Raw genomic sequence first — 23793 nt, 5'->3', positions numbered from 1 at the left:
GCATCTGTGATGAAATGCGACCCCAACCTTTATCGCGGTGCCCCGCCCTCACTTGCCGTGAAACCACGTCTGCTTCGTCACTTGCTGCTGCCGCCGCTGATTATCCTGATGATGATCGGGTTAGGTTATGCGGGTTACCGCATCAGTGAACATTTTGGCATTACCACCCTGAGCGAAAGCGGCGAGCGTCAGCTTGAACTGCACGCGCGCACGGTCGAAAGCGAACTCAGCAAATACACTTACCTGCCCAGCCTGCTAGAGCTGGAGTCCAGTGTGTCCTCATTACTGGCTGACCCGAGCGTGCAAAACCGGGTCGCCGTCAATCAATACCTCGAAGGCTTGAACCGCCGCAGCCGCAGCCGGGCCATTTACGTGCTCGACACCACCGGCCGGGTCGTTGCCACCAGTAACTGGCGGGATGTCGACAGTTACCTGGGCGAGGACTTGTCTTTCCGCGCCTATTTTCAGGACGCGGTACGCGGCCAGCCCGGGCGTTTCTATGGCATTGGCAGCACCACGGGCGAGCCGGGTTATTACCTGGCCCATGGCCTGGAAGAACAAGGCAAGATCATTGGCGTCGCGGTGATCAAAGTGCGCCTCGAAGCGCTTGAAGAACGCTGGCAACGCGCGCGCCTCGAAGCCTACGTGAGCGATGAAAACGGCATCATTATCCTGTCCAGCGATCCAAGCCGGCGGCTCAAGTCGGTACGCCCGCTGACTGCAGACATCAAAGAAAAATTAGCCCGCAGCCTGCAGTACTACTGGTGGCCGCTGATCGAACTCGAACCTCTTGAGCGCGAGCAACTGGGCGACGGCATTGAAAAAGTCACCTTTACCGCCAACAGCGAAGTGGTGACCGACGACAAAGAAGTCAGCTATCTGGCACAAACCCGCAGGCTTAACGACACGCCGTGGGACATCACCCTGCTGACACCCTTGCAGGACCTGCGCCGCGAAGCTGCCAACCAGGGCATGCTGCTGGCAGGTGCGTTTGCGCTGCTGGCCTTTCTGCTGATTGCCTGGAATGAACGGCGCAAAGTCATCGCCACGCGGTTGGCGGCCCGCGAGGCCCTGCAAGAGGCCAATAGCCAACTGGAGCGCAAAATCACTGAGCGCACCGCCCACTTGCGCGCCAGCAACGAACGCCTCAAAGGCCAGATTCGCGAGCGGCGCCAGGCCGAAGAAACCCTGCGCCGTGCCCAGGACGAACTGGTGCAGGCCGGAAAACTGGCGGCCATCGGGCAAATGTCCACCAGCATTGCCCACGAACTGAATCAGCCTCTGGCGGCCCTGCGCACCCTGTCCGGCAATACCGTGCGCTTTTTGGAGCGTGGCGACCTGACCGTTGCGACCAACAACCTCAGCACCATTAATAACCTGGTTGACCGCATGGGCCGCATCACTGCCAACCTGCGATCGTTTGCCCGACGCGGCGACGATCATGGCCAGGCCAACCTGAACAAAGCGGTCGAAGCCGTGCTGCAACTGCTCGCCAGCCGTCTTGAAGGCTCCGGTATTGAACTGCAACGACACTTCAGCGATGCCGACCTCAAGATCGATCAAACCCGGCTTGAGCAGATCCTGCTCAACTTGATCGGCAACGCCCTCGACGCCCTGCAAGAACAGCCAACAGCCCCGCAGCTGTGGCTTGAGGGCGAGCACCTCGACGGCAAATACCGCCTGCGCGTGCGCGACAACGGCCCGGGTATTGACCTGGAAAACCGTAAGCATCTGTTTGAACCGTTTTTCACCACCAAACCCGGCGAACAAGGCTTAGGCCTTGGCTTGACGCTGTCTGCCAGCCTCGCCGCAGCGGCGGGCGGCAACCTCAGTGTTGAGTTTCCGCAGGCCGGTGGTGTTGCGTTTGTCCTCCTTTTACCGCTGGTGCAACCCGCTAAGGCCGAGCCGATATGAACCACGAGCTGACCGTCCTGATTGTTGAAGACGACCCTCACGTACTCTTGGGATGCCAACAGGCGCTCGCGCTGGAAGACATTCACAGCGAAGGCGTCAGCAGCGCCGAACAGGCGCTGGAACGGGTGGGTGATAACTTCCCCGGCATCGTCATCAGTGACATTCGATTACCGGGCATCGATGGCCTGGAGCTGCTCAAACGGCTCAAGACCCGCGACCGCAGCCTGCCGGTGGTGTTGATTACCGGGCACGGCGATATCTCTATTGCCGTGGGCGCGATGCGTGACGGCGCGTATGACTTTATGGAGAAGCCGTTCTCCCCGGAACGGCTGGTTGACGTTGCACGCAGAGCGCTAGAGCAACGCAGCCTGGCTCGTGAAGTGTGGTCGCTGCGTCGGCAGTTGGCCGAGCGCGACTCGCTTGAGGGGCGCATCATTGGCCGCTCCCCGGCCATGCAGCAATTGCGCGAATTGATCGCCAACGTCGCCGATACGTCGGCCAACGTGTTGATTGAGGGTGAAACCGGCACCGGCAAAGAACTGGTCGCCCGTTGCCTGCATGACTTCAGCCGCCGCCAGCCCCAGCAATTTGTCGCGCTCAACTGCGGCGGGCTCCCGGAAAACCTGTTTGAAAGCGAAATCTTCGGTCACGAAGCCAATGCCTTTACCGGCGCCGGTAAACGCCGGATTGGCAAAATCGAACACGCTAATGGCGGCACACTGTTTCTCGACGAAGTTGAAAGCATGCCGCTCAACCTGCAAATCAAATTGCTGCGGGTGTTGCAGGAGCGGACCCTGGAACGTCTGGGCTCGAACCAGAGCATCGACGTCGATTGCCGGGTCATCGCCGCGACCAAGTCCGACCTTGATCAACTGGGCAAAGCTGGCCAGTTTCGCAGCGACCTGTATTACCGCTTGAACGTGGTCACCCTCGAACTGCCGCCCTTGCGTGAGCGCCGCGAAGACATCCTGCAACTGTTCGAATATTTCCTCCAGCAATCGTCCCTGCGTTTCGACCGCACCGCGCCAGAGCTGGACAATCAAACTTTGTCCAACCTCATGAGCCATGACTGGCCGGGTAACGTGCGCGAACTGCGCAACGTGGCCGAGCGCTTTGCCCTGGGCTTGCCCGCGTTTAAAAAGCCCGGCAGCAATGCCTCGCAAGGGTTGGGCTTTTCCGAGGCCGTCGAAGCCTTCGAACGGACCTTGCTCAGTGATGCCTTGCAACGCAGCGGTGGCAACTTGACGCAAGCCAGCCAGGAACTGGGCATGGCCAAAACCACGTTATTCGACAAAGTTAAAAAGTACGGGCTCGCACACTGATGGATCTGATTCTAAAAGCGGCGTTGGGGGCAGCGGTCGTCATCATCCTGGCGATCCTGGCCAAAACCAAAAACTACTACATTGCAGGGCTGGTGCCGCTGTTCCCGACCTTCGCCTTGATCGCCCATTACATCGTCGGCAAAGGGCGCTCGGTAGACGACCTGAAGACCACCATTGTGTTCGGCATGTGGTCGATCATCCCGTACTTCGTTTACCTGGTCGCGTTGTACGTGCTGGTCGACCGATTGCGCCTTGAAGCTTCGCTGGCATTGGCAGCAGTGGCCTGGCTGATGGCTGCCACTGTGCTGGTGAGCGTTTGGGTACGGTTGCACTGACACACATTACCTGTAGGAAGGGCCACCCCGTCTTCGACGCCGCGCTGTCGCGCAGCAAACAGGCCAGCGAATATCTTCAGCATTCCCCAATCGGTTCCCTCTCCTTCGGGAGAGGGCTAGGGTGAGGGGGGGGGCTCTTAGATCAAGATCAAAAGATCGCGAGACAAGCTCGCTCCTACAGACGGCAGATTTGTAAAGCGGGCACGTACCTTGCATTTACCCTGAAAAGCCCGCCCGGCGTGGTCCGGCGGCGATTGAATGGGGTAAATCACACATTGAACATTCTCGATCTCGATCACAGCCTGACCGCTCAAGCGCCTATTGCGCAGCGATTAGCCGATGGCCGCGCAACGCGCCTCGATTTACTGGCCTTGGGCCCAAAATTGCGTCTCTGGTCAACCGAGCGCAATTACCAGCGCTTCGTCAAACAGCTGCAACAACGCCCGAAACCCCGTGCGAACACGCCGGAACTCTTCTTTGTCGGCTCCGGTGACTATCACCATCTCACCCCGGCCCTGCTGGCTGATCTGAGCGAGCCGGTGACGCTGATCCACTTCGATAACCACCCCGACTGGGTCCGCTTTGCGCCCCGCCGCCATTGCGGGTCGTGGGTCAATCGCGCACTGAAACTGCCGAATATCAAACGTATCGTCACCCTCGGCCCGTGCAGCGATGATCTGGAGAACCCGCAGTTCAAGGGCGGTAACCTCGGTGCTGTACAACGGGGCGACTTGCAGCTCTTCCCCTGGCAACACGCGCCCACCAAAGTCTGGGGGCGGATCGGTGATGCCGCAGGCCATGAACAACGGGAAAACCTCCTGCACTGGCGCAACCTGGCCGATCAGGACTGGCCGACCTTTATCGAGCAACTGATTCAGGGCCTGCCGACAGACGCCATATGGATCACCATCGACAAAGACGTGCTGGCCAGTGAAGACGCGGCCACCAATTGGGATCAGGGCGGCATGCGCTTGAGCCACTTATTGCATGCCATCCGCGCCCTCGCTGCGAGCAAGCGTGTGCTGGGCATTGATGTGTGCGGCGAGTTTGCCAAAGCCCCGCACAGCAACGTGCTCAAACGCTGGGAGGCCAAGTCCGATCAACCGCCGCCGGAGCGCTGGAGTGACACTGACCTCTTGCGCAACTCAACCACTAACGACGCGCTGATTGCGCTGTTTGAGGAGTTGTTCCCGTGACGCTGATTGTGATTTTGCTGGTGGCGTTTTCGATCGTCCTCGATGTCATCGGCCAATTGTGTTTCAAGGTCGGCCTCGACCGTTTGCCTGAGCTCGAAGGCGGTTTTCGCCTCAATGCGTTCTGGGGCCAGGTGTTTAACGCGCCCCTGCTGTGGGCCGGGATTGGCGCCTATGTGATCGAATTTTTTGTCTGGCTCGAAGCGCTGTCACGCGCACCGTTAAGCCTGTTGTTCCCCGCCGCTGCGCTGGCGTATTGCGGCGTGGTGTTCGCCGGCAAAGTGTTTTTGGGTGAACACGTCAGCCGTCGGCGCTGGATGGGAACCCTGGTGATCACCCTTGGCGTGATGCTGGTCTGCATCGCCGGAGCTTAAGGAGCTAATGCGTGGAAAAGACTGAACCGATGAACACAACAGCCGACGGCTGGCTGCATGGCCGCTTGGGCACCGTGGTGCTGTGGGCGCTGCTGATCATCCTCGAAAGCGGCGGGCAAATCGCAACCAAAGTCGGCGGCGACCAACTCGGGCAGATGGATTTCACCCTGCAATGGTTGCAAGCGGTCATGACCAACCCGGGTGTTTGGGTGGCGATAGCCTGCTACATCGGGGCCTTTTTTGTGTGGATGCTGATTCTGCGGCGCAGCAGCCTGTCGCTGGCCTTCCCGCTGAGTTCGCTGGTGTTTGTGGGGGTTTTGCTGGGGTCGTGGCTGGGGCTGGGAGAGCACATCAGCCTGCTGCACTGGGCGGGCGTGGCGGTGATTATCGTCGGCATTGCCTTACTTGCCGATGGTGAGCCAGAACACTGACTGTAGTCGCTGCCGAGGCACGAAGGCTGCGATGGGCTGCGACAGGTTGCGAATCGACCTCCAGACGGCGGTCCTGCGGCCCGCATCGCAGCCTCGTGCCTCGTCAGCGACTACAGGTGTTTAGAACTTGTAGCTCACCGCTGTTTGTACCGTGCCCTGGTTCACATCGCCTATTTCTTTGACGATGCTGCTGTCGGCCGCCGAGCCGACCAGGCGTATCCAGCTCGCGCTGGCCACCAGCGACCAATGCTGCGCCAGCGGGAATTCAAAGTTCTGAGTCAGGGTGACGTTCTGAAAACCGCCGCTGGCGTTGTATCGCGCAATGCCCGACGCCTGGGCCTCACTGGCGTTGACCCCAAAGAAGGTCGACATTTGCCGGCCATCGGCAAAATGCGCTGACAATTGGCTGCTGCCAATAATCCCGAAGCCCAACGGATAACCCAACTCGCCACCCACCTGGCCCAATACGCCGCCCTGCCCGCCAGCGGCGCCTACCGCTTGGCCCACTTGCACATATAGACGCCAAAAGTCAGCCGGGCTGTATTGCACAAAGCCGCCCAGTTGCGCCATGTCTGACACATCGCGCAAGCCGCGCAGCGAGCCGTTGGCATTACGCCCCGGCAAATAGTTGATAAATGGCCCCGCCGTCCAGCCATTGGCGTTGAGCGCGTTCCAGGTCAGGCCGTCGTCGGTGTCCAGGCTGAAATCGCCCCAGTCCACATCGAAATACGGCAACGGCACTGTCTGGTAGCGGCTGCCACTCGGGTCGTAGGGCTGATAGCCCACCCCTACGCCTGCTTCACCACTCGGGCCATCGGCCGCGTGCGCACCGGCGCTTAGCAGAGTGAACAGCACAAAAGCAGACAAAGGCGTTTTCATAAAACGGGTTCCATAGAAATTCATGCGCGCATCAATCGCTTTTTTGGCCGATCGACGCAAGCACTGATGTTGTTTGTAGCGAGCTACAAAAATTGTAGCTCCACAACGCCAATTGGCTCGCACCCGCCGCCAAGGCCCGCGCCCGCTGGGCTTTGGCAAGTTGGCACAGTCGATGCAATTGCCTGTTTATGCGCAAACAGCGCCTCTCCTCAACAGGACAATGCAGATGATGCAATGGCATATCGTGTGTGATTTCGACGGGACCATTACCCGTACCGACGTCATCGACAACATTCTTCAACGCTTCGCTGACCCTAGCTGGGAGACGATCGAAGAACAATGGGTGCAAGGTGAGATCGGTTCGCGTGAATGCTTGAGCCGCCAGCTGTCGCTGGTCAAAGCCTCGCCAGCCGAATTGCTGGCTTACTTCGATACTGTAGAGATTGACCCGGACTTCCCGGACTTCGTCGATCACGTCATCGGCCTCGGCGCGACCCTGGAAGTGGTCAGCGACGGCATCGAGCAAGGCATCGCGCGCATCCTGGCACGCAATTACGTGACCCTGCTGCCGATCCTCGCCAACCGCTTGCGTCAGGTTGATCAGAACAGCTGGCGCATTGACTTCCCTTACTCCAGCGACGCCTGCCGCGCCGCCTCGGGCAACTGCAAATGCAAGTCCACGCCCAGCGGCAAACGCGTGCTGGTGATTGGCGATGGCCGTTCCGACATGTGCGTGGCCTCGTCCGCCGACTTCGTGTTTGCCAAAGACAGCCTGGCCGACCACTGCGAGCGCAACGGCATCCCGTACGCACGCTTCGACTCTTTCGCTGAACTCCCGGGCTTGCTGGCCAAATTGCCAAGCAACGCCGCTAACGCCCCTCATTATTCTCGTGACCAGCAGGAACTCTTCAATCATGTCTGATATTCGAATCGCTACCGCTGAAGACCAGATTCTTCTGGAAAAAGAAGCCAAGTACTGCTCGTACGGCGATACCGTCCACTATATCGAACCACCGCGTATTTTCAGCCGTTGCGAAGGCTCCTACGTTTGGGACACCGAAGACCAGGCCTACCTCGACCTGCAAATGTGGTACTCGGCGGTTAACTTCGGTTACGCCAACCCACGCCTGAACAACGCGCTGAAACAACAGATCGACACCCTGCCGCAGATCGCCAGCCAATACCTGCACAAAGGCAAGATCGAGCTGTCGGAACGCATCGCAGTCGACGCCAAAAACAAGTTCGGCCTCGACGGTCGCGTGCACTTCAACGTCGGCGGTTCGCAGTCCATCGAAGACTCCCTCAAAGTGGTGCGTAACGCCAGCAACGGCAAAAGCCTGATGTTCGCCTTCGAAGGCGGCTACCACGGCCGTACCCTGGGCGCGTCCTCGATCACCTCGAGCTACCGCTACCGTCGCCGCTACGGTCACTTCGGTGAGCGTGCCAACTTTATCCCGTTCCCGTACCACTTCCGAGGCCCTAAAGGCATGACCAAAGAAGAATACGGCAGCCACTGCGTGCAGCAATTCGCCCGTCTGTTCGAAACTGAATACAACGGCGTGTGGGACCCGAAAGTCGGTCAAAGCGAATACGCAGCGTTCTACGTCGAGCCGATCCAGGGCACCGGCGGCTACGTGATTCCGCCGATGAACTTCTATAGCGAACTCAAGCAAGTGCTCGATCAGCACGGCATCTTGATGGTGGTCGACGAAATCCAGATGGGCTTCTGGCGTACCGGCAAGCTGTGGTCGATCGAACACTTCGACGTCAAACCTGACGTGATCGTCTTCGGCAAAGCGCTGACCAACGGCCTCAACCCGCTGGGCGGCATCTGGGCCCGTGAAGAGCTGATCAACCCGAAGGTATTCCCGCCAGGTTCGACTCACTCCACCTTCGCCTCCAACCCGCTGGGCACCGCCGTGGGCCTGGAAATGTTCAAAATGACCAGCGAAGTCGACTACGGCGCGATGGTCATGGCCAAAGGCAAATACTTCCTGGAAGGCCTGCAAGAGCTGCAAAAACGCTACCCGATCATCGGCGACGTCGACGGTCTGGGCCTGGCCCTGCGCTGCGAAATCTGCGGCCCGGACGGCTTCACGCCAGACAAGGCAACCCTGGACTACATGGTTGAAGAAGGCATGAAGGGCGACATCGAAATCGACGGCAAGCGTCTGGGTCTGATTCTGGACGTGGGCGGCTACTACAAAAACGTCATCACCCTGGCCCCGTCGCTGGAAATCAGCTACGAAGAAATCGACCTGGGCCTGGCCCTGCTCGACCGCCTGCTGCACCGGGCGATGCAACGGTGAACGCGTCAGAGATCGATCTGGGCGAAGGCGACGCCGGTTTCGTTCTCGGCACAGGTGAGGTCGGGATCCTGTTGATCCACGGCCTCACCGGCACCCCGACGGAACTCCGTCGGGTGGCCCAGGGCCTGGCCAAAGACGGTACGTGCACCGTGTACGTACCGACCCTGGCCGGGCACTGCGGTGACAACAGCGACCTGCAAGCCACCGGCTGGCAAGACTGGTACGAAGGCGTGCGCAAAACCTTCGCCGGCATTCGCCAACGTCACCAGCAGGTGTTCGTCGGCGGCTTGTCGATGGGCGCCGTAATGTCGATGTACGTGGCCTCCGAGCACCCCGGCCAGGTCGCCGGTTTGCTGATGTATTCCACCACCTTGCGTTACGACGGCTGGAGCATCAACAAGCTGGCGTTTTTGACCCCGCTGTTGATGGCCATTCCGGGCGGTGTGCACCTGTGCAGCTTTGAAGAAAAGCCGCCTTACGGCATCAAGAACGAGCGCTTGCGGGCGATTGTCGAGCGCCAGATGAAAGCCGGCGAAAGCAGCAATGCCGGGTTGTTGACGATGGAAGGCGTGACCGTGCGCGAACTGCACCGGATGAACGCTGTGGTGAAAAAACGCATGCCGTCGATCACCACGCCTGCACTGGTGCTGCACTCCATCGAAGACGACATCACCAGCCGCTGGAACGCCGATTACGTGGAGCGCCACTTGGGCGGCCAGGTGACCAAAGTGCTGCTCGACAACTGCTACCACATGATCACCGTCGACCTGCAATACCGCCGCGTGATCGAGTTGAGTGCCGCCTTCGTAAAAAAGAACAGCAACGTGACAACGCAACCGATTGAGTATTTGCAACAAGCCTGACCCAAGGACGTCTCATGATTACTGCCCACGCCTTTTCATCACTCCAGGCCATCGAGCGCGAGGCCTGGAATGACTGTTTCCCAGGTGCTCTGGAGGATTGGGACTACATCATGGCGGTCGAAAAAGCCGGCATCGAGGGCTTCGAATGGCGTTACCTGACGCTGTTCGAAGGCTCGACCTTGATTGCAGCGGCCACCGCATTCACCACCAGCTATCGGCTCGACACCACGGTTCAAGGCATCGGTAAACGCTTTACCGAGCAATTGAATCGCGTGATGCCCGGGTTGATGCACTTACACCTGTACGCCATCGGCTCGCCGGTGACAGAACAATGCAGCGCGGGCACGGCCAGCCACATTGCCGCCTCAGAACGCCCCGCCCTGCTCGCCCGACTCCTTAAGCTGGCCCACAGCGACGCCGCCCAACTGGGCATCGGTCTGATTGCTGTTAAAGACGTACCCAGCCACGACAATGACTGGGCGCACAGCTGCAAGGCCGCGGGCTTTCAATCCATGCCCAGCCTGCCCAGCGCCATGCTCCCGGTGCCCTATGGTTCGGTCGACAGCTACCTCGGCTCTCTGGGTAAATCGACGCGCAAAGACATGCGCCGCAAGCTGCGAGCGCCAGAACCACGGGTGGAATGGCGCAACAATATCGACGACGTCTTGCCCGAGGTCATGCGCTTGTACGAAGCCACCCTCGAACGCAGCGATTTGCAATTTGAACGCTTACCGCCCGCCTATTTCACCGGTATTCTCGAGCAACTGGGTGACCGGGCGCTGTGCGTGCTGTATTGGGTCGACGAACATCTGGTCGCCTTCAACCTGGTGCTGATTGACGAGCATCGGTTGATCGACAAGTTTTTTGGTCATGACCTTACGCTTAGCCGCGAGTACAACTTGTATTTCAGGAGTTGGGTGGTGAATGTCGACTACTGTATTCGCAACAACATTGCCTTATACGAATGTGGTCAGGCAGGCTATGCCAGCAAGATTCGTCTGGGTTGCACGTTTCAGAACAACACGCTGTTTTTTCGCCATCGCAACCGCTTGATCAATGGCGTGCTCAAACTGGTCAAACTGTTCATCCGCCCTGACCGCCACGACCCCGCTCTGGCTGCCGCGATAAGCGAGACATAATGCCCATCACGCCTGAATCTTCGCGCAAACCCCAGCCATTCAAAGTGTCGCGCTGGACGGTGCAGCGCAAATTGGTCCTGGCTTTTTGGCTGGTCAGCGTTGTGCCGACCATGATCGCGGCAGAATTGGCCGCCACCACCCTGTCGCAGATTTTCGACAGTAACGTGCGGGTCTGGCTGCAGGAATCGACCAAAATCGTCAAAGACGAAATCAGCGAGATCCTTCAGGACAACGCCCGCGTCGCCAAGCTGTTCCAGCAATACACCCACCCGCCGTCCTCCAACAAAGCCATTCGCCACGACAAACTCACCGCCGACATTGCTGACGCGATGGGCATTGATGTTGTGGCACTGATTCGCACCAGCGACCATAAAGTGGTGTTCAGCACCGCTAGCGACAACATCGTCGACCAGATCAGCCTGGCCCCCAACGCCGTCTTGCAGACCATCAATGTCGGCGGCGTGCCGACCGGCACGGTGGTGTCGACGTTTCCGACCTCCCAAGACGGTGAGGACTTCCAGTTGCTGGTGGCGACCTTCATGGACAGCAGCTTCCTGACCAGCGTGGCCGATGTGCATTCCCTCGACCTGCGTCTGTACCTGTCCAATGCCAATGGCTTCGCCGAGATTTTCTCCAGCCAGCATTTTGATGAACACAAACCCATGCTCTCCCACAGCATCGAGAAGACGCTGCGCGAGACCAAGCTCCCCAGCGAGCAATTCACCAGCCGCTACAGCGGTCTGTACTGGCCCATCCTTAACGACAACGGCGAGTTGCAAGGGGTGATCTACAGCGGCCTGCTGCGCCATTCCAGCCTCGTCGGGCTGGTCAATCAGACCAACCTGTTTACGCTGATTTTTCTGCTCGGCTCGCTGCTGTCACTGACCGTCGGCTGGCTGGTGTCAGAACGCCTGACACGCCCGCTACGGGCCTTGTCCGAAGGCGTACGCGCAGTGACGGCGGGGGATTACAACCAGCGCGTCGCCGTGTCGGGGCACGATGAACTGGCCGAGTTGAGCAGCACCTTCAACCACATGACTGCGCGCCTGGGCGAGTTACAACACCTCGAAGGCCAACTGCGTCGGCGCGACCGCCTGCATGCCCTGGGCGAAGTGGCCATGGGCCTGGCACACGAAATCCGCAACCCGCTGGGCATCATTAAAACCGCCACCCAGTTGCTGCACCGCCGGGCCGACCTGGGCGAGACCGACAAACGCCATCTGGAATACGTGGTCAGTGAAGTCACGCGCATCAACGAACTGATCACCGAGTTCCTCGACTTCGCCAAACCCAGCGCGCCGGTGCGCTCGCAGCAACTGGCGCGGCCATTGGTCGAAGATATCCTGGGCTTTTGCGAGCCCGAGCTGAAAAGCCACAGCATCAAGGCCCAGATCGACGATCAGGCCCCCGGTGCGACCCTGTATGCCGACGCCCGGCAGTTGAAGCAGGCGTGCCTGAATTTGATCATCAATGCCATCGACGCCATGCCTGACGGTGGCTACCTGACCTTGCGCATTGCGCAGGATGACAACGGCGATACCGTATTGAGCATTATCGATACGGGCCAAGGCATTGAAGCTGACATGATCGAACGCATTTTCACCCCATTTGTTACCACCAAAGCTTCGGGCACCGGCTTGGGCTTGCCCAAAGTCTTTTCGATCCTGGAAAACCATGACGGCCGTGTTGAATGCCTCAGCGAAAAAGACGCTGGCACCACCTTCAACTTGTATATTCCGGCCCACGGAGGGGATGAGTCATGAGCCATAACGTACTGGTAGTCGACGATGAGCCAAAACTCTGTGACCTGCTCAGCTCGGCGCTGACCCAGAACGATGTTCACGTGTTCACCGCTGGCAACGGCCTGCAAGCCCTGGCCATTCTTGAGCAGGAAGACATTGACCTGGTGATCAGCGACTGGCGCATGCCCGGCATGGACGGCCCGCAGTTACTGGCCGAGGTCAAAGTGCGCTACCCGCAACTGCCGGTGATCGTGATGACCGCCTACAGCACGGTGAAAAACGCCGTACAGTCGATGCGTAACGGTGCCTACGACTACATCGCTAAACCCTTCGACATCGACGAGCTCGACATCACCGTCAGCAAAGCCCTGCAGTTTCGCGACATCGTGCGCGACAACGCGCGCATGCGCGCCGAACTCGACGAACACCAGCACATAGACAGCCTGGTGGGTGAGAGCCCGAGTTTTCGTCGAGTCCTGCAAGCCATCGACTCGGTGCGCGACAGCAGCGCCACCATCTTGCTGACCGGCGAAAGCGGCACCGGCAAAGAAATGGTCGCCCGCGCCATCCATCGGCATGGCAGCCGGGCAGACAAACCCTTTGTCGCGGTCAACTGTGCGGCCATTCCTGAAGGGCTGCTGGAAAGCGAGATGTTTGGCCATCGCAAAGGCGCTTTTACGGGCGCGGTGGCCGATCGCGTCGGGCGCTTTATGCAGGCCGACAAAGGCACGTTGTTTCTCGACGAAGTAGGCGACATGCCGCTGGCTTTGCAGGCCAAGATTTTGCGCGCGTTGCAAGAACGGGTGATTGAACCCGTAGGCGACCCGCGGGAACGTAAAGTAGACGTGCGGGTGATTGCCGCCACCAACAAAAACCTGCTGGAAGCCGTGGCCAACAAAGAGTTTCGCGAAGACTTGTACTACCGCCTGAACGTCTTCCCGATCCCGCTGCCCGCCTTGCGCGAACGCGTTGAAGACATCGGCCCGCTGGCGCGGCACTTTGCCCACAACCTGGGCGCTACCGCAGGTAAACGAATTACCGGTTTTAGCCCGAGCGCCCTGCAAGCAATGACCGAATACAACTGGCCGGGGAACATTCGCGAACTGCAAAACTGCGTGGAGCGCGCCACCATCGTGGCCCAGAGCAGCACCATCGAAGACAGCGATTTACCGCCTTACCTGTTCAGTGCCCAGCCGCTGCAGAGCAGCAGTTTGCTGACCCCTGAAGTCTGCGTCCCGCCTGATCTGGAAGCCGCCCTGGCCGAGGTTGAAAAGGCCTACATCCTGGCCGCCTTGCAACAGGCCCAAGGCGTTCAGGCGGCGGCCGCACAATTGATCGGGATTTCAGAGCGCAGCTTTTGGTATCGCCTGAAAAAACTCGATATACATGTCGACAAGATTGCCAGGTGATACTCACCTGGCCTCTCGGGGCACGTTTAGCGAATGGTGTAATTGATATGCAAAATAATGTCATTCAAGCTCATTAACATGGCCTGCTGGTTGGGGGTATTGGCCTGCTCAGCAGCGTTCGGAAACATCAGAGAAAACGCTGAGTCTTTCACCGGTATGCCTTCAAACGGCAAATACTTACCATCGTTGAAATCCAACTGGAACAGGCCGTTGTCATTCAGACCATGGGAAATCGCCACCGCCGTACAACCGTCCGCTATCGGTTCATTGCCCGAGTAACTCAATAAAGCTTGCACGTCTTGATACGGCCCCAGAAGTGCGGGTAGCGAGACACTCAACGCCTTGAGCAAACGCTTCGCCCCCAGCCTGTCCGGATAATCGTTCGCGATATTCATGTCTTTGAGATCAAAGGTCAGGATCAGCCCCTCATCTTTCAACGTCACAGTCACCTTGGACGGTTCTTCATCACGGCGTGCGAGCGTAGAGGCCTTTTGCGTCAATGCTGTTTGAATGTCTGTAATCAGACTCGGGGACAGCGACAGCAACGAGACCGTTTTGCGCACCTCCAATGCCCGACGATCCCACTGCAGGTACGCGTTCTCCATCTGTTGCAAACTCAGAAGAAGACTCTCCCCGGCCAGCAACCCCTGATACAGATCGTTCCAGTTACCTGGGCGCAGATAGTTGCGCAAATCACTCGTTTCCCAGCGCAGGCTGGCTTGCGCCTGAGTACACAGTGCAGATACCGAGTCGTAAAGCTGGTAGTAAAGCGTGGCCAACCGCGCAGCCTGCCAATTAAACAGAGCTTGACCGGTGAAGCGGGTGGTCATTACTTCCAGCACCACAGCACTGTAGGCCTGTTCCAGTTCAATCTGCTGTTGCTGTTTAAGGGTCATGCTTTTTTGTTGGTTCAAGGCCGCGATCTGGTCCGTGAGTTGTTCCACTTCACGCCGCGCCTGATCACGCTGCAAATCCCAGTCTTGACGTCTGCGGCGGTATTGCTCAGACACATCCACCTTGACGGCTTCGGCTTGCATCATATTTGCATCAATCGTCAATGCATCGCTGAAAGCACTGACAAGACCACCCACCTCTCCCCAGCCAAATGCAAAGCCCGCCACATTTGGCAGAAGGTTCAACCCACCGGCAACTACCCGCAAGACACCCGCAGTTTGCTCAGTAAAAGCAGCGTCGCTGCGTAAATCCATCGCATGCTGCTCTCGCTCGGAGATATTTTCGTGAGACAAAGCCTCGTAGTGCTGCTGACGGGCCAAATGGGTGGCTTGGCTTTTTTTCATCCCCTCCAGGGTGTGATCGAGCGAGCCCAGATTGGCACTATGTATTTCACGCATAATGGACAGCAGCCCGCCCTGATGTGTTTGTTGCAAAACGCTTAACGCATCGACGTCGCGGCGTTCCAGCACACTCTGCAGGTTGGCACCGAACTGGATGACCTGTTGCACAGCAGCACGAGCCCGCTCCAGTATTACTGGAAAGCGTTGCGGCCACAGTCCTGGTGTAGCTTGCACCTCAATGCCTCCTGCTCCGTCGCCCGCCAGACGTGCCATTTGCAGTGCACGCGGGTCGGAGGGCGATTCGAACACTCCCAGTGACAGCGGGTGCCCGTCGATGGACAGGTAACGGCGCAGGTTGTAAAGCCGCCCTTCAAAACGATCCCAGTAAGCCAGCACGGCTGCATCAACCGGGGCCCGAAACGGCCCGTTGACCACTGTAATCTGCGGCACGGATGCAGGGGCCAGATGCGGTAGCTGCTGTTCGACCAACTGCTCCAGCTCCAGTAGCCGAAGGTTATCGGTACTGCTGGCCTCGTTCAGTGTAGGTGCGTCCCACGCCAGAGCTAACGGCAGCGTCGGGCGCGGGCCGAGCATTTGCAGGGCTTGCACGTACCACATGCGGGCCTCACTGAGGCTGTCGCGGGTTTGCTGGCGATACAACTGGTCGCCACGTGCAGACAGCAGTTCCAGCGTGCGCAGGTACACCGCCAATTTGTAGTGCATGGGGTCGGCGGCAGCGATGACATCAGGGTCATCGGTGTCAACTGGGGACGAAGGATTCCAGGCGGTGTCTTCCTGCAACGGGCGCACATTCCAGTAGCGCGGCTGCGGACCGTTCATCTGCAAGTTGCCATCAGCATCGCGATAACCTGCTGGATCGAAGATGCGCTTAAACCAACGCTCGGCCTCATCAAAACGCTGCTCTGCCAGCAAGCGGTTGGCAATCAACAGCGGGGCATGAAAGAACAACTCCCATGTATACAGCCCCACGCCCCCTTCGAAAGGGAGTTTGCGACTAATATTGCTGCCATTGAATTGATCTGGGTCGATCAATAGTTGCTGTATATCCCAAGATAGCAACGCATCAACACCCTGAAGCATATTTTGTTCAAGTAATGGCCCGGCCTGGGTGGTCAGTACGAGTTCTTTATTATGTCCAGAGGACCAGCACAGCATTTGAGGCCGGCCCACGCTGTCGTGGGCCGTAACAATCCACATATGTTTATTCTGATCAAAATTGCTGAGTATTGCGGGATCGCTGGTAGTAGATCTCAGTAAAGGAACATTATGAAGTCCGACAAATTGAAAGCCTATAGTGTAAAGATCATTTATTGCAAAGTCCCCATAGAAAATACCCGTATCACGAGTAATAGTTTCGACCTCACCGATCCGACCTGGAATGTCTTTAAACTCAAAAACCAAAACCCCCTCTCTTTTAATTAAAAACTTTAGATTCAGGTCTGCAAAACCCTTTATAGAGGCATCAACAGACATCTCCAGCGTTTTATTAGTAGTCTCCGAAAATTTAAAATTAGAAAAAATTAAAAAAATATCTAGATCGGGAGTACCAAAGCGAAATACATAATCGCTAGTAACTGTAGGCTTATTAGGAACCAAAGATGCCATGTACTTAAACGGCTGAAACATTAGAATTTCGTAATACTTATCGAACATTTTATTTTCATATTGAAAATCGAATTTCATGCCAATGCTAGGTGATGTAATCCTCTGCAAAATTTTACTGAAATAATACACGCTCAATCCGTCAGGCATCTGAAAGAATACACCCAGCATTGGCTCAGTTTTAAGCTCAGAGTCCCGTATCTCGGCTGCAAAAACCCTGTTCGGTTTGTTGTCTAGAGGCCAACTGCGAAGGCTCCACTGGCCACTGGACCGCAAGGTTGCGATCTGGAGTTCCCATTCCATGACCGGTTGCGTAGTTCCAAGCTCATCGATGACTTTGGCACCACTGGCGTATTCATGCACGCACAGCACATGCAAACGATTGGCAAAGTACACAATGGACGGTGTGGCGCCCTCCATCGGTTGTATCGGCGCATCAATCTTCAACCATTCGCTCCACGCCCCGGCATTGCGCACTGTCGAGTCGGTGCCGAAGTCGGTTGCATCAACACGTCGCCAGTAATACTCCCCGGTCGTACCGGGTATGCTGCCGCAAAAATACGCGGCGCCCTGCTCGCCGGACGGATCTACCTGATACCCACTGTCATAACGAATATCCAGCACATTGCGCAGGCCGCTCACGTATTGCGTAAAGGCCTGTTCAACGCGCTCTTCGGTAATACGGCCCTGATTGATCGCTGACTCCAACTCCACAAACAACTGGGTTTTGTTGTAACGCAATTCAGGGTCAATATAGCTGGCGGGATAATGTAATAACCGCTGTAATCCGGCCCAGTTGGCGTAGCGTTTGTTATAGACGTTCCAACGGCTGAAATAGCCGTTGTGGCGTGAAGCCTCTTGCATGGCCTGCGCGTCAGTATCAGGCTCTAACTGTTCCTGGCAACGGTGTAAATACAACTGAACACTGGCCACCGCTTCGGCAATACGACTGGTCTTGATAAGACCGGACACTTGCGTATCCAGCAGCAGGTACTCATAAAGATCATCTGCGCTGACTATTTTTTCAGCCAACTCACCAAGACCACGATCAGGCATCACACGCTGGATGTAATACGCCACCAAAGCATCGCGCCGGGATTCGTTCAGGCCAGCTAACAATGTCTCGTTCATGCTGTTTCTCCCGTGTTAACCATGCGCTGCAGCGATGATCAAGTCGGCAATGTGTTCAAGGGTTGGCTGTGATGTGCCTGAGCCAGTCAATGTCTCAATCAGGGAAAGATTGGTGGGCGATACATTGAGTTTTGTGCTCAATTGCATACGACGCAGCAAGGGCAATAACGCTGCAAAACTGCGCGGAATGTGTTCGCCCATCAGAGCCCTGGTTTGTGCCAGTTGCCAACCGTGCAGGTCACTGAGCAATTGCGCGGCGCCGTCGACCGTTAAATCCGGGTCCCTCTCGGCCGCGCGCTTCAGGAATTCACGCGCTTCGGCCACCGGACGAATCAATTGCAGTTGCCAGCGACGATAGCGCGACAACAGCAGCAGAAAACTCAGCGTTAACGTGGGCATCGTGTCTTGGCCTGTCAGCACCGAAGGCCTGACCGGCTCAACGCTGGGCATCAGCAGCGCCAAGTCCTGCTCGCCCAACTGAGCCCAATAGCAGACTTGGGCGAACTGCCTCGCCAAACAGGCGTACTGAACTATTTTGTCAGTACTGAATTTACTGTCTTGGCAAAATGCCTGGATATCAGCCCAAAAACTTAATAGGTCATATTCCAACAAATTTGGGTTCATCATCCCGGCGACGGCGTCGACCCACATCAGCAGGGTCGCTGTGACATTGGGCTTCAAGCCAAACTCTGCTGCGAAATGGCGCGCCAGTTGAGCCTTTATTGACGCGTCCTCTGTAAACCGTCGCTCAGGAGTGACCACTTCACGACCAGTCAGCGTGCTGTAAATATTATCGATAAAGGATTTCAGTTCATGAGTGAGCTGCACCGGATAGCGATTACTTGTCATCGCGACCAATGACGCGGGCTCCAATTGCTCCGCACTCATCCAATCGACCAAATAACCCGTGCGGATCAAGACACCGAGAGCAACGGCGCCAGGCCTTGGTTGAGCCAGCGCTTTAGCAATAGCATTGGGGCTGCCCATTAAGTCCCAAAGATACAAAGCCTCGAGCACACTCAGACCAAATAGTCGTGGAATCGCAACCAGCCGATACAGCGCTGAGATGTGTTCTAACTGCAGCACTGGTAATACCGCCCCGGTAATACCTGGCAAGTAACCCGCCAGCAAAACAAGCGTACCGTCATCAATCTGCAGGCCTTGGCACAGCGCTGCGCGCACCTTCATAGAGGTGGCGTCTGGCGTTTTAGACGTACCACTGAAGGAAATATTGATTTTCCCGATCAAGTCAGCCTGACCAAACAGGGAACGATAAAACGATAACGTGCCCGTGGCATGGAAGGTGTTGATCACACCCAGGCAGGCGGCAAAGCCATTAACCGTCATGCCATACCGCTTGCGCAGTGGCATATAGACTGCCAGTGCCTGCAGCGTCTGCGTCAGTGGGTGAGCCGTTATATCTTCGTTGGCCTGACTGATCAGCCAGTCCAGTTCTGCGAACGACAATACCTTCACATGTTGCTGCAGCCGAATCAGGCGATTGAGACGTTCGAAAGCACGGCCATTACGGTTGTACAAACCACTGTTTAAGGGGCTGTTTATTGGCGCTGGTACTTCCTGACCGAGCGCTGCGCCGACGTACCAATAGAAGGGTTTGGCTGCGTCCCGATCACCGTCGTCCCAGCCATTGATATAGCGTGCACCGTAGGTTTGAGGTGGGACAATAACGACCTGCTTACTCACCATGATCGTTATCGGGTCACATCGTTGTTCAAGGTCACTTTCCAAGAGCAGCGTGGTCTCATTCTCATAATAAGGCCCCGCCCCTAATACCTCTAAAATAGTGTCTTCAGGCAGTTTGAGAGCCTTTTGAAAAACCGGTGCCAAATTCATTTTGGTAAGACTAGAGTGACCAAAGTATCTGGCCACACTTGCGTCAGATGTATTGCGCTGTTCAGTCAGTATGTTGACTAACTCCGGGGACATTCCCAACGCATCACGCGCATAAGCAACAGGCATTCTCGTTGCCCAGCTCAACAGTTCAAGATCCCGGTTTAACGCCGCGCCCTCGAAATCCCCCAATACCGACCAAATATCCACGGGGCTATTTTTACGGGCTGCCAGCCCCTGAAAAATTCTTTCGCTGGTATGGTTATAAGGCAGATTCATCGGATAAACCGTCGTACGCAGTAATTCGTCAGCATCACCTTCGACACCGGCATCGAGCACTTCCAGGGTCAGAGCCAGCGTCGAGATTTCTTCATGCAAATTGGCGTCGTTCAGGGTCAGCGAGCCCAGATCAGGGCGCCGATTATCTAACTGCAGGCCATGCGCAACAGGGTGCAGCGGCTTGGCGGCACGATACAGATCGGTCAGATAACTGGCCGGGGAAAACAACGAACCTACCGAGTCAGGGTGAGCAAACTCAGTGCCATTGGCCGGCTTGAACCAATCTTCATAATTGCCGCCACCACCGAGTGAACGCTGCATCAAGGTACGGTTGTAATGCACTCCCAACTTGCTCAAGCCTCGCATGGCAGGCTCGCTCCGCGCGCACAATTGAGCATAGAGCCGCGTCAGAGAGGCCGCCCGGGTTTGCGCTTGCTCATAAAAATCTACTGCTTGGTGATGTTGCAACCCCAGCGCGGGTTGTTGCAGCAAGTGAGCAACAACCTGGGTGCGACCACGACGAACCACCTCAAACACGGAGGTAAAACCTAGCCGGGTGAGTTGTTGGTTGAACGCTTGCAACGCGTCACGAGCCACAGCACTGCGTTCCGGAATGGGCGCCGCTTGGACAGTGTCGTTTGTCTTAATTTTTTTAGACTTTTGCGGCGTGCTTGTGGCCTTCTTTGCCTTGTTAGCTGACTGTTTGTCTGTGTCTTTTTTTGTAGTGGGCTTTTCGGACGACTTTTTCCCAACCATCACTAACATTCCCAATTGGCGGCTTAATTAACCCCCGTAGGCTTTACCTCTGCTGTTCGTGGAGGTGGCAGCACATAAATCGGAGACAGGCTCTGCTGAGAGTGATTAAGCAATGCACAAAGGGGCTTGCCTACTGTAAGAAATGACAGTCCGGCCTACCACTTATCAGAAACCATGGGGAAGGTGAACGAGCGCTAGTGGGGACCCGATCGGCATGCCGCTCCACCCCGTCAGTCATGCGTCTTATCGACACCCACGGCAACATGAGACAAACTCAACGCTTTCGTGTTGATCATCAAGTTTACTCATGGAGTCACCGTGCTGGAAATTCGTCACCTTAAAACCCTGCACGCTTTACGCGAGTCCGACAGCCTGGTTGAAGCGGCCGAGCGCTTGCACCTGACTCAATCTGCGCTGTCTCATCAATTCAAAGAATTGGAAGAGCGCATGGGCATGCCGCTCTTTGTGCGCAAGACCAAACCCGTGCGGTTCACCAGCGGCGGGTTGCGCCTGCTGCAACTGGCTGACGCCATGCTGCCATTGCTGCGTGCGGCTGAACGCGATATCACGCGGCTGGTGGGCGGCACCGCCGGGCGCTTGCACATGGCGATTGAATGCCACAGTTGCTTCCAGTGGCTGATGCCCACCATCGACCAGTTCCGCGATGCCTGGCCTGAAGTTGAACTCGACCTGGCGTCGGGCTTTGCTTTCGCGCCTCTGCCAGCGTTGGCAAGGGGTGATCTGGACCTGGTGGTGACGTCAGACCCGCAAGAAATCGCCGGGCTGACTTACGTGCCGCTGTTTACCTACGAAGCCATGTTGGCGGTGGCCAACCAACATCCGCTGGCCAGCAAACCGTTTATCGTGCCTGAAGACCTGAGCACAGAAATCCTCATCACCTACCCGGTGGAGCGTGACCGCCTCGACATCTTCACCCGCTTCCTGGAGCCTGCGGATATTGAACCGGCACACGTACGGACTTCTGAACTGACGGTGATGATGATGCAATTGGTGGCCAGTGGCCGTGGCGTGTGCGGGATGCCGCATTGGGCGCTGCATGAATACAGCTCACGGGGCTATGTGCAGGCCAAGCGCCTGGGTGAGAAAGGCTTGTTCGCCACGCTGTATGCCGCCGTGCGCACCGACATGCTGGATGCGCCCTACATGCGCGACTTCTTGCTGACCGCAAAAGACACGTCGTTCTCAACGCTGGATGGCGTAAGCGCGGTGAAATAAAGCACCGCTCCTGCCGTTATTCCTCCGGCGTCGTCAGACGCCGCATATGCACGCGGTCGTAATAGTCTTCGCCAACCCGAATCGCGCTGTCTTCCAGCCCCGATTGCTCAAACCCGCAACGCCGATACAGCGCCAGCGCCGCCGCGCTGTTGGCACTCACGGTCAGTTCAACCACTTTGATATCTGGTTCTTGTTCGGCCAGCGACAGCACGGCCTGCACCAGTTGCTCGCCCACCCCCTGGCCGCGAAAGGCGTGGGGTACGTACAGACCAAACAACGTGGCCTTGTGCTGCGCATCTTCCCAGGGCTCAAATGCCAACCCGACAATACCCACCAGTTGCGCGTCAATAAAAGCACCAAACAGGGCGCTTAACTCGTCATCCAATTGCCCTTCCCACCAGCTCAGCGGCAATTTCTCACGGTCAGCAATACCAGACACAAAGGCCTCTGGGTGCAGCGAGTACGCCTCCAGCATCAACTGGCGATAAGCCTTGGCGTAGGAGGGATCAAGCAGTTCAATAGCCATTACGGTGGGTCCCAATCAAACGGTTTTACGTTGTTCCAACAGCAGCCTGATCGCCAGCCCCGCCAATACAAAACCCATCACAAAACGTTGCGCGATCAGCCACGTGGGGTTGCGCGCAAACCACACGGCGATACCGGAAGCGAACAAAGCGATCAGCAGGTTAACGCTGAAGCTGACCGTGATTTGAGTAAAGCCCAGCACCAGGCTCTGGATAAACACAGAGCCATGCTCAGGGGTGATGAATTGCGGGAATATCGAGAGGTAAAACATCGCCACCTTGGGGTTCAGCACACTGGTCATAAACCCCATCAGCATCAGCTTTGGTGTTGAGTCCGGCGCCAGGTCACGCGCTTCGAACGGCGAGCGCGCACCAGGTTTCAAGGCTTGCCAGGCCATCCACAACAGGTACAGCGCGCCTGCCCATTTCAACGCTTCATAAGCCATCGGCACGGCCAGAAAAACGGCTGTCAGCCCCGCTGCCGCAGCAAACATATGCACGAAGAAACCGGCCACTACCCCGACCAGAGAAGTGATCCCTGCTTTACGCCCCTGACAGATCGAACGTGAAATCAGGTAAATCATGTTCGGCCCTGGCGTCAGCACCATCAGCAAACAGGCCGCAGCAAAAATCAGCAGGTCATGAGCAGGAATCATGGGCAGTCCTTGGGTGTGATATCAGGCCATCGATTGGCGATAAAACGGCAGGATCAAGTCACGTGTCAAGGGTGCCAGAATCAGGTCGCCATCGGTTGCCGGATCAATCCAGCGCACCTCTTCAATCTCGGCGGCCGGGCTGACCGGCTCGTCGATGGTGACCTGGAACAAATCGGCCTCCACGGTATATCCCGGCTCGTTGACCGCAGGCGCCGAAAAGTTACCCAGGTACACGGCGTCCGAGGGCTCAATGATCAGGCCAAGCTCCTCGTGCAGCTCACGGGCCAAGGCCTCGGCAGGCTGCTCGCCTGCATCAATCTTGCCGCCGGGTTGCATGAAAGCCTGTGTGCCACGCTTGCGTACGAGCAGGGTCTGGCCATTGGGCTCGATCAACAAAGCAGCAGCAATACGGATGGTTTTGGACATGAAAAAAGACGCCTTGAACACAAAGGCGGCAAGGATCACACGAGTCTCAAGTCGACCACAACCAATGCATTGTCGAGCGCTGTAGTCAACACACTGGACCGCTCCC

Annotated in this window: 19 protein-coding genes; 13 read left to right on the top strand and 6 right to left on the bottom strand. The window is 57.1% G+C overall.

Going from position 1 to position 23793, the window contains the following annotated elements; all coding sequences use genetic code 11:
* The first annotated feature begins 9 nt into the window (after nucleotides 1-9).
* The 6 genes from ACJJU9_RS05125 to ACJJU9_RS05100 all read left to right on the top strand — a co-directional run bounded on the left by ACJJU9_RS05125 (nucleotide 10) and on the right by ACJJU9_RS05100 (nucleotide 5569).
* Entirely contained in the window at nucleotides 10-1914 is a 1905-nt protein-coding gene (locus ACJJU9_RS05125) for an ATP-binding protein (protein WP_407730200.1), read from the top strand.
* A complete protein-coding gene (locus ACJJU9_RS05120; protein ID WP_407730199.1) occupies nucleotides 1911-3236 on the top strand; it encodes a sigma-54-dependent transcriptional regulator in 1326 nt (441 codons plus the stop codon). The genes ACJJU9_RS05125 and ACJJU9_RS05120 overlap by 4 nt, the downstream gene beginning before the upstream one ends.
* Nucleotides 3237-3244: 8 nt before the next feature.
* Nucleotides 3245-3571, top strand: a complete 327-nt coding sequence (locus ACJJU9_RS05115) for a GlpM family protein (RefSeq protein WP_407730952.1) — start codon at nucleotides 3245-3247, stop codon at nucleotides 3569-3571.
* Nucleotides 3572-3846: 275 nt separating this feature from the next.
* The gene (locus ACJJU9_RS05110) at nucleotides 3847-4767 is read left to right on the top strand and encodes an arginase (RefSeq protein ID WP_407730198.1); all 921 of its coding nucleotides are present in this window, start codon (nucleotides 3847-3849) and stop codon (nucleotides 4765-4767) included.
* Nucleotides 4764-5138 (top strand): EamA family transporter, encoded by a 375-nt coding sequence (locus tag ACJJU9_RS05105; RefSeq protein WP_048366986.1) that lies wholly within the window; start codon nucleotides 4764-4766, stop codon nucleotides 5136-5138. Before ACJJU9_RS05110 ends, ACJJU9_RS05105 begins: the two co-directional genes overlap by 4 nt.
* Nucleotides 5139-5167: 29 nt before the next feature.
* Entirely contained in the window at nucleotides 5168-5569 is a 402-nt protein-coding gene (locus ACJJU9_RS05100; protein WP_153333821.1) for an EamA family transporter, read from the top strand.
* 120 nt (nucleotides 5570-5689) lie between these two features.
* Here ACJJU9_RS05100 and ACJJU9_RS05095 read toward each other — a convergent pair whose 3' ends face one another.
* Nucleotides 5690-6448, bottom strand: a complete 759-nt coding sequence (locus tag ACJJU9_RS05095) for a MipA/OmpV family protein (RefSeq protein WP_048366987.1) — start codon at nucleotides 6446-6448, stop codon at nucleotides 5690-5692.
* Nucleotides 6449-6674: 226 nt separating this feature from the next.
* Between ACJJU9_RS05095 and ACJJU9_RS05090 the strand changes: the two genes are divergently transcribed.
* The 6 genes from ACJJU9_RS05090 to ACJJU9_RS05065 are packed head-to-tail and all read left to right on the top strand — an operon-like array spanning nucleotide 6675 to nucleotide 13910.
* Nucleotides 6675-7370 carry an MtnX-like HAD-IB family phosphatase gene (locus ACJJU9_RS05090; RefSeq protein WP_407730197.1) on the top strand — a complete coding sequence of 232 codons (696 nt, stop codon included), beginning with the start codon at nucleotides 6675-6677 and terminating at the stop codon, nucleotides 7368-7370.
* The gene (locus ACJJU9_RS05085) at nucleotides 7363-8757 is read left to right on the top strand and encodes an aspartate aminotransferase family protein (RefSeq protein ID WP_407730196.1); all 1395 of its coding nucleotides are present in this window, start codon (nucleotides 7363-7365) and stop codon (nucleotides 8755-8757) included. Before ACJJU9_RS05090 ends, ACJJU9_RS05085 begins: the two co-directional genes overlap by 8 nt.
* Complete coding sequence (locus tag ACJJU9_RS05080; RefSeq protein WP_048366990.1) at nucleotides 8754-9620, top strand: carboxylesterase; 867 nt, start codon at nucleotides 8754-8756, stop codon at nucleotides 9618-9620. Before ACJJU9_RS05085 ends, ACJJU9_RS05080 begins: the two co-directional genes overlap by 4 nt.
* A gap of 14 nt (nucleotides 9621-9634) precedes the next feature.
* Nucleotides 9635-10759, top strand: a complete 1125-nt coding sequence (locus ACJJU9_RS05075) for a GNAT family N-acetyltransferase (RefSeq protein ID WP_048366991.1) — start codon at nucleotides 9635-9637, stop codon at nucleotides 10757-10759.
* Entirely contained in the window at nucleotides 10759-12522 is a 1764-nt protein-coding gene (locus tag ACJJU9_RS05070) for an ATP-binding protein (protein ID WP_353233116.1), read from the top strand. Before ACJJU9_RS05075 ends, ACJJU9_RS05070 begins: the two co-directional genes overlap by 1 nt.
* A complete protein-coding gene (locus ACJJU9_RS05065; RefSeq protein WP_407730195.1) occupies nucleotides 12519-13910 on the top strand; it encodes a sigma-54-dependent transcriptional regulator in 1392 nt (463 codons plus the stop codon). Before ACJJU9_RS05070 ends, ACJJU9_RS05065 begins: the two co-directional genes overlap by 4 nt.
* Nucleotides 13911-13936: 26 nt before the next feature.
* On the opposite strand, the gene ACJJU9_RS05060 is transcribed toward ACJJU9_RS05065, so the two are convergent.
* Entirely contained in the window at nucleotides 13937-17959 is a 4023-nt protein-coding gene (locus tag ACJJU9_RS05060; RefSeq protein WP_407730194.1) for a neuraminidase-like domain-containing protein, read from the bottom strand.
* A gap of 15 nt (nucleotides 17960-17974) precedes the next feature.
* Entirely contained in the window at nucleotides 17975-20845 is a 2871-nt protein-coding gene (locus tag ACJJU9_RS05055) for a Tc toxin subunit A (RefSeq protein ID WP_407730193.1), read from the bottom strand.
* Nucleotides 20846-21163: 318 nt separating this feature from the next.
* Between ACJJU9_RS05055 and metR the strand changes: the two genes are divergently transcribed.
* Nucleotides 21164-22081, top strand: coding sequence for a transcriptional regulator MetR (metR, locus tag ACJJU9_RS05050; protein ID WP_048385979.1), 918 nt, complete (start codon nucleotides 21164-21166; stop codon nucleotides 22079-22081).
* Nucleotides 22082-22097: 16 nt separating this feature from the next.
* Here the strand turns inward: metR and ACJJU9_RS05045 are convergent, their stop codons facing one another.
* From ACJJU9_RS05045 to ACJJU9_RS05035, 3 genes are read right to left on the bottom strand one after another with little or no spacing between them, the layout of a single operon-like run.
* On the bottom strand, nucleotides 22098-22607 hold the full coding sequence (locus tag ACJJU9_RS05045; protein ID WP_048385976.1) for a GNAT family N-acetyltransferase: 510 nt from the start codon (nucleotides 22605-22607) through the stop codon (nucleotides 22098-22100).
* 15 nt (nucleotides 22608-22622) lie between these two features.
* Nucleotides 22623-23261, bottom strand: coding sequence for a LysE family translocator (locus ACJJU9_RS05040; RefSeq protein ID WP_048367000.1), 639 nt, complete (start codon nucleotides 23259-23261; stop codon nucleotides 22623-22625).
* A 21-nt stretch (nucleotides 23262-23282) separates the two neighbouring features.
* Complete coding sequence (locus ACJJU9_RS05035) at nucleotides 23283-23687, bottom strand: NUDIX hydrolase (protein WP_407730192.1); 405 nt, start codon at nucleotides 23685-23687, stop codon at nucleotides 23283-23285.
* Between the last annotated feature and the right edge of the window lie 106 nt (nucleotides 23688-23793).

The organism is Pseudomonas helleri (assembly GCF_045830615.1).
GTDB classification, from domain to species: domain Bacteria; phylum Pseudomonadota; class Gammaproteobacteria; order Pseudomonadales; family Pseudomonadaceae; genus Aquipseudomonas; species Aquipseudomonas helleri.
The sequence above is the reverse complement of the archived record's forward strand: the minus strand, read 5'-3'. Positions and strand labels throughout refer to the sequence as shown.